We start from the raw sequence: 11,865 nt of genomic DNA, 5'->3' as shown, positions 1-11,865 counted from the left end.
TAATATACATATACGTAAAGTTAGGTAAAACAACATAATAATATAACTATATGTTTTTATTTGTTTTTATATCAACAAGACAACAATATATCAGACGCAGCATTCTCTATTACCGTTTTAGTCTTTCTTTCAACACAGCCACCAAACGATCCCTTAGTCAGCGCACGATTGCCTTCCTACACTCCCAGGTCGACGTCGGTTCTTACAGTGATCAAGATAATGCTGACAACCCCATTGCAGTATGGCATTGCGCGGAACAGCAAACGAATAACCTGGAATAGGTCGCAGATAAATGTAAGAAATCTATGATTTAAATCACTTTATTAAGATTATTATTATGCCAATAGAGAGACATTTCGCTATTAAAAACAATGAACCATAATTAAAATCTCATTTAACGAGATATTAATCACAATAACTTATCGTTTGTACGATATTTCCTACGGGCTATATAGGTAAATTCCCGAGTGTTTTTTATATTACAAAAACACATTGAAAATAACTTTTTCGCGGGCATAATGCGCTGAATTACTTTATTCAGCCGTTTATCTGCCCCAACAGGGCAAATAAGGATGTTCCCTGTGCAGCGTTTCCACCATTTAACATTAATAGCTAGCATATTGTTGCCTGCGGTAGCTATTCCATTTACAAGTCATGGCGCGGAATTAGCCCCCGTTCAGCAAAGTATTCATCAGCAGGAACGGCAGCGTGCCCTGGAAGAACGTCTGGCACCTTCCACACCCGATGTGCGCTTATCTGCGCCATCAGCATCTGTCGGTCGCATCACTTTCCCGGCAGAGAAACCCTGCTTTGTCATTGAGCTCGTCGCCGTTAGCGGAACTGAGCCATTACCTCGCTGGTTGCCATTGCAACGACTCGCCGATCAGGCACAAAACCAGTGTCTGGGGGCTAAAGGGATTAACCTGCTAATGGGCCAATTACAAAATCGGCTGATTGACCATGGCTATGTCACTACCCGTGTTCTGGCCCCGCAGCAGGATTTGAACAGTGGTATTCTGGCGCTACAAGTGGTGCCCGGCAAAATACGTCAGGTGACGCTGACACCCGACAGTGACCGTCATGTCACACTATTCAGTGCTTTCCCCGCCCGCCCCGGTAACGTGTTGGATTTGCGTGATATCGAACAAGGGCTGGAGAACCTACAACGCGTCCCTACGGTGCAAGCCAGTATGGAGTTGATCCCCGGTTCTGCACCCGGTGAGACCGATATCGCTCTGAACTGGCAGCAGAGCAAAATGTGGCGACTGGCGGCCTCACTGGATGACTCCGGTACCCGCAGCACCGGCCGCTATCAAGGTGGCGCGACACTGTTTCTGGATAACCCTTTATCCCTGAGTGACCTGTTTTATGTCTCGGCTGGCGGTTCAATAAAAAATCGCGGCGACAAAGGCACCAATAACCTCACCGGCCATTACTCGCTGCCGTTCGGTTACTGGACCGCCGGTATTACCGCCAGCAGCTATGACTATCATCAGACGGTAGCAGGTCTGAATGGCGACTACAGCTATCGGGGTGAAAGTGAGAATGTGACACTGCAACTCAGTCGTCTGTTGCACCGCAACGCCAGCCAGAAAACCACTTTTACCTACGATGTGCTGACCCGCTCGTCGAAAAACTACATCAATGATACCGAAGTGGAAGTGCAACGCCGTCGCACCTCGGCCTGGCGTATTGGGCTGGAACATCGCCACTTTATTTCGCAAGCCACACTGGATGCCGGTATCAGCTATCAGCGCGGCACCCGCTGGTTTGGTGCGATGCCCGCACAGGAAGAGTATGTCGGGGAGGCTACCGCCCTGAGCAAAATTCTGCGGCTGAACGCACAACTGGATATCCCTTTTGCTATCCAAAAACAAAACTTCCATTACAACCTGCAATACCAGCGACAAAGCACTAACACCCCCCTGACACCACAGGATCAGTTCTCTATCGGTGGCCGCTGGTCAGTGCGCGGTTTTGATGGCGAGCGCACGCTGAATGCTGACCGTGGCTGGACAGTGCGCAATGATCTCGGCTGGTACACCCCGCTGCCAGGGCATGAGCTGTATCTCGGTGTGGATTACGGCGAAGTTGGCGGTCGCAGTGCCGCTTATCTGCTGGGCCAGCATTTGGCGGGCGCTGCCATTGGTGTGCGCGGCAATGTACTGAATACCCGTTATGACCTGTTTGCGGGTAAGCCGCTGTCCAAACCTGACGGCTTCAAAACCGATTCGGTGACTCTGGGCTTTAACCTGAACTGGCAATACTGATACGCCCGATTAACGTTTTACTCTCTGGGATGAGTTATGAATAACAACCTGTACCGTATCGTTTTCAACAAAGCGCGTGGCATGTTGATGGTGGTGGCTGATATCGCCGCCTCCGGTCGGGCCGCATCATCGCCATCTTCAGGTATTGGGCATACGCAAAGTCGCCGTATCAGTGCGCTATCGTCACTGAGCTTTAGCCTGTTACTGGCCTTAGGTTGCATCTCACTATCCGCGCAAGCCAATATTGTTGCCGACGCCAGTGCACCGGGGAATCAGCAGCCGACCATTATCAGCAGCGCCAACGGTACGCCACAAGTGAATATCCAGGCTCCTGGCAGTGGTGGCGTTTCCCGTAACGTTTACAGCCAGTTTGATGTCGATAATCGTGGCGTGATCCTTAATAACGGTCAGGGTATCAATCAGACGCAACTCGGCGGTTTTGTCAGCGGAAACCCGTCGCTGGCGCGCGGTGAAGCCAGTATTATCCTCAATGAAGTCAACAGCCGCGACCCCAGCAGACTCAACGGTTATATTGAGGTGGCCGGGCGCAAAGCACAGGTAGTTATCGCCAACCCGGCGGGTATCACCTGCGAAGGCTGTGGCTTTATTAATGCCAACCGCGCCACGCTCACCACCGGTCAGGCGCAGCTCAATAACGGCCAGCTCACTGGCTACGATGTGGATCGCGGTGAGATTGTTATTCAGGGCAAAGGTCTGGACAGCAGCCGTCAGGATCATACTGATCTGATCGCCCGTTCCGTTAAAGTCAATGCCGGTATCTGGGCCAATGATCTAAAAGTCACCGCCGGGCGCAATCAGATTGATGCCGCACATCAGAATATAAATGCCAAAGCCGCCGATGGCAGCCCGCACCCGACAGTGGCGGTGGATGTTGCCAATTTGGGTGGCATGTATGCGGGTAAAATTCGCCTGATTGGGACGGAAAGCGGTGTCGGCGTGCGCAACGCCGGCGAGATAGGTGCTTCAGCGGGCGATATCACTATCACGGCCGATGGCATGCTGATCAACAGCGGTCAGATCAACAGTGCCCAACAACTGGCGGTGAAGACCTCCGCCGATATTGATAACTCAGGTATGCTCTACGCCAGTGGTGATACCCAACTCACGACGGCGGGTAAGCTCAGTAACAGTGGCACCATTGCCGCCGCGGGAGATACCACTCTGCGCGCGGCTGAAGTCAAAAGCAGCCGCAATTCTCTCTTGGGTGCGGGGGGCAAATCCGATAACAGCAGTGTTACCAGCGGCACTCTTAGCATTGAAGCCAACGGGCAGCTAATCGCCCAAGGGAAAAATGTCAGTGGTAAGGCGCAGAATCTCAACGCCCGCAGTATCGATCTGAGTGGCAGTCAAACCCAGAGCCGTGATATCACTTTGACCTCGCAAGGCGGGCCAATTGATCTCAGCGGAGCCAGGTTATCCGCCAGTCAGCGTCTGTCTGCTTCAACCGCCTCGCAGCTACGTACCGACAACGCCAACCTGGTTGCCGGGCAAATGACACTCGACGCGCAAGCGCTCTCCAATATTGGCGGCGTGATAGCACAAACGGGGGCAACAGATTTCAATCTGAATCTGCCAGGTAATATTGATAACCGTGATGGCAAAATCCTCTCTGGTGGCAAACTCTCATTGCAAGCCGAAACGCTGAACAGCAATGGCAACAGTTTGCTCGGTGCCGGTGTGCAGAGCGATGGCAAGCTGGCCCAAAGTGGAGAACTGAATGTCGCCACGCGTCAGGCATTGATTGCCCAAGGGCAAAATGTGGCTGCGGGTGATATGACATTATCTGGCAGCCGTGTTGATCTCACCGGTAGCCAAACTCAGGCTGGCAATATCACCATAACGGCTCGTGACGGCGATATTTCTACGCAAGACGCGGCGGTGCTTACCCCCGGAACCCTTGCGATCACTGCTGCTGCAAACCCGAAACAAACCCTGAATAACCGTGGCGGTAAATTGCATGCGGATAATATCCAGCTCAATGTCGCCAAACTTGATAGCAGCAAAGGGGAAATTGCCGCAGCGACCGATATGTGGATACGCCTGCAAAGTGATTTCACTCATCAGGCTGGCGCGCGACTCACCGCGGGGCGTGATCTGGCCTTTACCACCAGTGGCGCACTGACTAACCAGTACAAACTGGAAGCTGGACGAGATATGCAGTTGGCGGCGCTCAGTATCAGCAACACCAATGCTGATAACAGCAGCGCCCTACTGGCCGGTGGGGATTTGTCATTGAACGCCGATAGCCTGTTTAACAGCGGGACTCTGTATGCTGCCGGTGTTGGGCAATTCACGGTTAACGGAAATGTCGAAAATCGGGGCGAGATCTACACCGAACAACAATTGACTTTAGCCTCAGCGGGCAATCTGGCTAACAGCGGTGTGATACAAACTCGCGGGGATATGCAGTTATCCGCAGGTGGCTATCTCAACAATAGCGGCACCCTGTATAGCGCCGGTGATCAAATGGGGCTATCCGCCAGCGGTGACCTAACCAATAAGGGCAGCCTGTATGCCGCCAAGGGCAATTTATACCTGTTAACCACAGGCAATCTGGATAACAGTGGCAGCCTCTATGGCGCGGGGAACAGCGAGTTAACCGTGCATGGCAATGCGGCTAACTCCGGCTCCGTTTATACCCAAGGCGCACTACAGTGGCAGTCTGGTGGGAGTGTCGCGAACAGTGGCTCCATTGCAGCACTTGGCAACTTCCAACTGAGTGCCAACGACTTACTCAGCAGCAGTCCATCCCTGATAGCGGCAGGTTTGAAGGCAGATGGTAGCCGAGCCAACAGCGGTGATTTGACTATTACCACTGAGCAGGCCTTGATTGCGCAAGGGCAAAATATCGCTGCGGGGGCATTAGCGCTGTCAGGTAGCCAACTTGATTTAACCGGTAGCCAGACTCAGGCTAACGCCATCACTCTCGCGGCCAAATCGGGCGATATCACCTTAACTGAGGCGGTGGTTAAAGCTGTGGCGCAGTTATCCGCCGGGACAACCGCCCTGCTACGTACAGATAAAGCCAGCCTGATTGCCGGGCAGATAAGTCTCGTCGCGCAATCACTCTCTAATATCGGCGGTGTCATCGCACAAACCGGCATCACGGATTTCAACCTCAATCTGGCCGGTTATCTGGATAACCGAGCTGGCACCCTGCTCTCTAAAGGCAACGTGGCAGTGCAGGCACAGCGCCTTGATAGTAACAGCACCAGCCTGTTGGGTGCAGGGATACAAAGTGATGGTCGCCTGACTGATGCGGGCAACCTGACGGTAACCACCCGTCAGGACTTGATCGCACAAGGGCAAACCCTCGCGGCGGGAGCCATGACGTTAACCGGTAGTCGAATTAATCTCGCCGACAGCCACACGCAAGCCCGCGAGATGAATATTATCGCCAACAGTGGTGATATCAGCACACAGCGCGCCAACATCATCTCTCTTGGCTCGCTGACCATGACTGCGGGCGCAAATGTAGCTCAAAAACTCAATAACCAAGGCGGCGCGCTGGCGGCGAATAATATTTCGTTGAATCTTGGTCAGTTTGATGGCGGCGCAGGTAAAGTCAGTGCCAGTCAGGATCTGACCATTGGTTTACTGAGCGATTTCAACAATCTGGCAGGTTCTACCCTCCAGGCAGGGCGAGATTTAACCTTTACCACTCAGGGTGCCTTAACCAATGGTGGGCAGTTGTTGGCAGGCCGAAAACTCAGTACCGACTCCACCAGCTTGTTCAACAGCGGCAGCATTATTGGGGCTGAAGCCACACTTAAAGCGCGAGATCGCATCACCAACTCCGGCCCTAAAGCCCTCATCGGCGCAACGGATGAAAATGGCACATTAGCCTTACTGGCACCGGTGATTGAGAACAGTGATACCGTCACCAACACAGACAGCGCCCCGACCACCACCATTTTAGGTATGGGCAAGGTCATTCTGGCGGGCGGGCAAGATAATAGTGGAAATTACCAGACGGCGGCTCAGATTCTCAATATTTCTGGCCTGATTGAATCTGGCAAAGATCTGCTGGTTTACGCCAGCAAGCTGACCAATAGCCGCCATATCTTAACCGCCAATAACAATTTCGTAGTGGTAGGTACGGTGAGTGGGACGGCCTACTGGACGGCGGAAAACCCCGATATTCCAGGCGGGCGCTATTCTGAGCCACCTCATGGTGGTGCCGATAACAGCGATTATATCGGCACAAACTATACGTCGACCACCGCCAAAAACAGCATCGATCAGATAAGCCCTGAAGCACAACTGTTAGCGGGCGGTAACTTGGCACCACATGTCAGCACACTGGAAAACTTCTGGAGCAAAGTGAGTGCACAAGGCGAGATTGACCTCTCCGGCGTTACGCTGAATCAGGATGGTTGGGGGAATGCACAACGGTTGATTGAAAGAACCACCTCCACCGGTGAGTGGCGCTACCGCAACTATAAAGGCAATTTGTGGGGCCGGAATTGGGGGCCAGAGGTCAAAGAACACGCGACCAACCAATACGCCTCCAGTTTTACGGCGAAAACCATTAGTGGCAGTGGCACGACGATCCACAATGGAGCAAACTCCGGTGCAATCACCCCACCGAGTGATCGCGACAATATCGGCAAGGAGATTGCTGTCGAGTTTAACGGTATTTCGCTGACACTTCCCAGCGGGGGCCTGTATCAGCTCAGTACAGATAAAGGCCAGTATGCACCTGGCCCGGAAAGTGACCTCTCGCTTGGCAGTATCAATAACCCGTCCGCTAATTTGGATCGCACCGGCCTCGCAGCTCCTGATCGTGCAGTAAGTGGCGGCTATCTGATAGAAACCAACCCAGCGTTTGCCAATTTGAATAACTGGAAGGGATCAGACTACGTACTCCAGCAGTTAAATAATGACCCGGATGTGATATTCAAACGCCTGGGGGATAACGCCTACGAGCAGCGTCTGGTGCGCGATCAGGTGCTGGCGTTAACCGGTCAAACGGTCGCCAGTGATTACCGTAGCGCACAAGAGCAGTACGAGCAGTTATTTGCGGCAGGACTTGAGTACAGCAAAGCATTTAATATTGCCCTCGGCACTCACCTCAGTGCTGAGCAGATGGCAGCATTAACTGGCAATATCGTGCTAATGGAAAGCCGGGAAGTTGCCGGACAAACCGTGTTGGTGCCGGTGGTCTACCTGGCGGGGGTGAAACCGGGTGATCTACAGGCTAACGGCGCATTGATTGCGGCCAATAATATCGAACTGACCGATGTTCAGGGTTTAAGTAATCAGGGGGCCATCAAAGCCACTAATGACCTGCGCATCAGCATGGCAAAAGATATCACCCTAACCAGCAATGGCGGCTTGCTTGAGGCGGGCAATAACCTGCAACTCAGTACGTTGAACAGTGATATCGACCTGACCAGCGCGCGGCTAAACGCGACTAACCTGCAACTGGATAGCGGGCGCGATTTAATCCTGCGCACCGACACTGAACAACTCAGTAGCAACAATGGCTCAGTGTTGCGTAATCAAACCCTGTTGGGGCCGCTGGCGAGTATCAATGTCAGTAACAACGCGGTGATTAATACCGAGCGCGATTTTATCCTGCAAGGCGCAAGTGTAAATGTCGGTAAGGATCTTCAGGTCAATACTGGTGGCGACTGGCTGCTTAATACTGTCGAACGCAGCGACCAGATAAGCACCAGTGATGGCCGTGGCAGTTCGACCAGTGAGCATATTCGCCATCTGGGTAGCGAGGTGAATGTCGGTGGTGCGTTGACCGCCAATGTCAATAATCTGACCTCGGTGGGAGCCAATATAAATGCCGACACCATTGATGTGCAGGCGCAGAATATCAACCTGAGTGCGGCCACCGACAGCCTGCATGTCACTGGCGAATCCTCAAGCAAGCGCCATACCAGTTCGGTCAATCTCTATGATGAAACCCTGCTTGGCAGCCAGTTAAACGCCAAAAGCGATATCAATTTACAGGCAGCGCAAGACATCACCCTCAGTGCCAGCGCGGTGCAAACCGACGGTGCGCTGAAGCTGGCGGCGGGTGGCGATATCACCGTCACCACCCAGACCGAACAGCACGATGAACAGCGCAACCATACCGGCAAGAAAAAAGGTCTGGCATCGACCACCACCACTCGCACCGAAGACAGTATTAGCCAGACACTGGCAGTCGGCTCGATGCTCTCGGCGGGTTCTATCGATGTTAGCGGCAAAAATATCGCGGTTACCGGCAGCAATCTGGTGGCCGATAACGATGTTAACCTGCGGGCGAAAGAGAACATCACCGTCGGCACGGCGCAGCAGAGCGAGAGCGAGTCTCACCTGTATGAGCAGAAAAAATCGGGCCTGATGAGCACCGGCGGAATTGGCGTCACGATTGGGAGTAATAGCCAGAAAACCACCGACACCGGCAAATCCATCTCCAACGTGGGCAGCACGGTGGGCAGTGTGCTGGGCAATGTCAGTATGACCGCCGGTGAAGACCTGACAGTGAAAGGCTCCGACGTGTTATCCGGTAAAGACATCAATCTGACCGGTAAAAACGTCAATATTGTGGCGGCAGAAAATCAAAGTACCCAGACCCATATCGTCGAACAAAAACAAAGTGGCCTGACACTGGCACTGTCCGGCACAGTCGGCAGTGCCGTTAACACGGCGGTGACCACCGCCAAGGCTGCCAGTGAAGAGAGCAATGGTCGCCTGGCAGCACTGCAAGGCGTCAAAGCGGCATTGAGTGGTGTTCAGGCGGTGCAAGGTGGGCAGATGGCAGAATTGAATGCCAGTGACCAAAATGCTATTGGCATTAGCCTGTCTTATGGTAGCCAGTCATCAAAATCAGAACAAACCGTCAATCAAACCACCCATCAGGGCAGCACGTTGACCGCCGGTAATAACCTGAATATCACCGCCACAGGGAACGGCGTGAAAGGGGCGGATGGGGATATCGTGGTACACGGCAGTCAGTTACAGGCAGGTAAAGACGCCAGTCTGACCGCCAATCGCGATGTGATTTTGCAATCAACACAAGAGACCCAAACGCTGGACGGCAGTAACAAAAGCAGCGGCGGCTCACTGGGCGTGGGAATTGGTGCCGGTCAGGGCGGCTGGGGGATTAATGTCTCCGCCAGTCTAAATAAGGGCAAAGGCAGCGAGAGCGGCAACGGCCTGAGTCACACTGAAACGACGGTCAATGCCGGTAACCAGCTCAACATCACCAGTGGCCGCGATACGGTGTTGCAAGGTGCGCAGGTCAGTGGTGAAACGGTCAAGGCTGATGTGGGCCGTGACCTGCTGCTGCAAAGCCAGCAAGACAGCGACCGTTATGATTCCAAGCAACAAGACGTCAGTGTCGGCGGTAGCTTCAATTTCGGTTCGATGACCGGCAGTGCCAGCATCAATGCCAGCCGCGATAAAATGCACAGCAACTTTGACTCGGTACAGGAACAAACCGGCATCTTTGCAGGCAAAGGCGGTTTTGATATCACGGTCGGCGAGCACACCCAGCTTGATGGTGCGGTGATTGCTTCTACCGCCACTGCCGATAAAAACACACTGGATACCGGCACGCTGGGCTTCAGCGATATCGGGAACAAAGCCGATTTCAAAGTTGAACATCAGAGTGTGGGTATCAGTACCGGTGGTAATATCGGCGGTCAGTTTGCCGGTAACATGGCCAACGGCTTGCTAACAGGAGCCAACAATGAAGGTCACGCCGACAGCACCACGCATGCGGCGGTGTCGGATGGCACTATCATCATCCGCGATACCGATAAACAACAGCAAAATATCGATGACCTGAGCCGTGACGTCGAACACGCCAACAATGCCCTCTCCCCTATCTTCGATAAAGAGAAAGAACAAAACCGCCTGCGCGAAGCACAACTGATTGGTGAGATTGGCAGTCAGGTCAGTGACATTATCCGCACACAGGGTGATATCAACGGCCTGAAGGCGGCGCAAGAAAAACTCGGCCCATTGAAGGAAAATGCCACTGAGAAAGAGCGCGCCGAGTATATGAAGACATTGCGCGACTCGGTTTTCTACAAAGACGAAATGAAGAAATACGGCACCGGTAGTGCCCTGCAACAAGGCGTTCAGGCCGCAACAGCCGCAATACAGGGCCTGGCTGGCGGTGATATGGCCAAAGCCCTGGCGGGTGCCAGTGCGCCATATCTGGCTGAAGTGATTCACAATATGACACTTGACCCTACCAAAGAAGGGGGTGTCAATATCGAAGCCAACCTGATGGCGCATGCAGTATTGGGTGCGGTCACTGCCTATGCCAGTGGTAACAGCGCGCTGGCGGGTGCTGCGGGTGCGGCCAGTGCGGAGTTAATGGCCCCAACGATAATCGCGGCAATGGGTTGGGACAAGAATAATCTCAGTGAAGATCAAAAGCAGACGGTCAGCGCATTGGCGACATTGGCCGCAGGACTGGCCGGTGGATTGACGGGTGACAGCACCGCTGATACGGTTGCCGGAGCGCAGGTTGGCAAGAATGCGGTGGAGAATAACCTACTGGGAGGGGGAACCGAAGACGGGCAGATAAAAGCCGCGCAAGAACATGCAAAAAATATTATGTCCTGTGCAGATAATCCCGGTTCGGCTTCGTGCCAGAAAGGGCTAGCGATGCAGGATGCGCTAATGGTAGCAATACCGGCGGGGCTAGGTGGTGGCTTACTGGCTGCGGCCTCCCCTGAAATTGCAGCAGCCGCGAAAGCAGCGATACAGACGTGTGCGGGTAATGTGGTGCTGTGCCTGAATAATGTCGGTATCCAGATGTCAGAAGCGATAGTTCCAGGGGGGGTTGGAGCCAGTGGTGCAATCGGCATAGGTAAGACTGCGGCAGAAGCGACGGCGGCAAAAGCTGAAGCTGTTGCGGCTAATGTGGCTCATAATGCTGCAAAATATGCTGGTCTGAAAATGGATTTAAAAACGACTCAGGAAGCAAATGAACTTGTAGAAAGTCTACGTGCCACAGGAAATTTACCAGCAAATTACATTCCAAAAGAAACAGCTATGCAGAATGGTTGGAAAGCCGGAAAGGCTTTAAATAATAGTGTTCCTGGTGGGCAGATTGGTGGGGATGTATTTAGAGATGCGGACAATTTATTGCCATCTGCACCAAGCAGAATTTGGCGCGAGGCTGATATAGGGTTAGATGCTTCAATATCCAGAAGTAACCAACCTGGGACACGTTTGTTGTATTCAAATGACGGACTTTTATACATAACTACAGACCACTATAAGACAGCAACGTCAATAGGGACATGGAAATGACAGATCGTGAAATTATACTTGATGGAAATCGTATTCATTCTTCGGACGATTTCCACAATATCTTATCCCAAGAATTGGATCTTGGCCCTTATTACGGAAAAAATCTTAATGCTCTATGGGATCGCTTGAGTACTGATATTGAGAGACCAGTTAAAATTATTTGGTTAAATTCCGAGTTTTCTAAAAAAGTTCTCGGTGAATATTTTGACAAAATAGTAGAAATTTTTGAACAAGTTAAGCAACAGGATATCAGGTTTAACTGGGATGAAAAATTTGACTATATGTTGAAATAAAGCCAATT

Annotated in this window: 3 protein-coding genes; all 3 read left to right on the top strand. The window is 52.4% G+C overall.

Annotation, left to right across the window (positions count from 1 at the left end; genetic code table 11):
- The first annotated feature begins 572 nt into the window (after window positions 1-572).
- Genes HU019_RS10620 through HU019_RS10610 form a run of 3 tightly spaced genes read left to right on the top strand, consistent with a single transcriptional unit; the run spans window position 573 to window position 11,857 of the window.
- Complete coding sequence (locus tag HU019_RS10620) at window positions 573-2,270, top strand: ShlB/FhaC/HecB family hemolysin secretion/activation protein (RefSeq protein ID WP_407083957.1); 1,698 nt, start codon at window positions 573-575, stop codon at window positions 2,268-2,270.
- A 36-nt stretch (window positions 2,271-2,306) separates the two neighbouring features.
- On the top strand, window positions 2,307-11,564 hold the full coding sequence (locus HU019_RS10615; RefSeq protein WP_174849681.1) for a hemagglutinin repeat-containing protein: 9,258 nt from the start codon (window positions 2,307-2,309) through the stop codon (window positions 11,562-11,564).
- Window positions 11,561-11,857, top strand: a complete 297-nt coding sequence (locus HU019_RS10610; protein WP_050077371.1) for a barstar family protein — start codon at window positions 11,561-11,563, stop codon at window positions 11,855-11,857. The genes HU019_RS10615 and HU019_RS10610 overlap by 4 nt, the downstream gene beginning before the upstream one ends.
- Window positions 11,858-11,865 lie beyond the last annotated feature (8 nt).

The organism is Yersinia artesiana, assembly GCF_902726545.1.
Taxonomy (GTDB): Bacteria; Pseudomonadota; Gammaproteobacteria; order Enterobacterales; family Enterobacteriaceae; genus Yersinia; species Yersinia artesiana.
The sequence above is the reverse complement of the archived record's forward strand: the minus strand, read 5'-3'. Positions and strand labels throughout refer to the sequence as shown.

Coding starts and splice junctions, on each gene's coding strand:
- HU019_RS10620 (WP_407083957.1), top strand. CDS start 573: ATGTTCCCTGTGCAGCGTTTCCACCATTTAACATTAATAGCTAGCATA.
- HU019_RS10615 (WP_174849681.1), top strand. CDS start 2,307: ATGAATAACAACCTGTACCGTATCGTTTTCAACAAAGCGCGTGGCATG.
- HU019_RS10610 (WP_050077371.1), top strand. CDS start 11,561: ATGACAGATCGTGAAATTATACTTGATGGAAATCGTATTCATTCTTCG.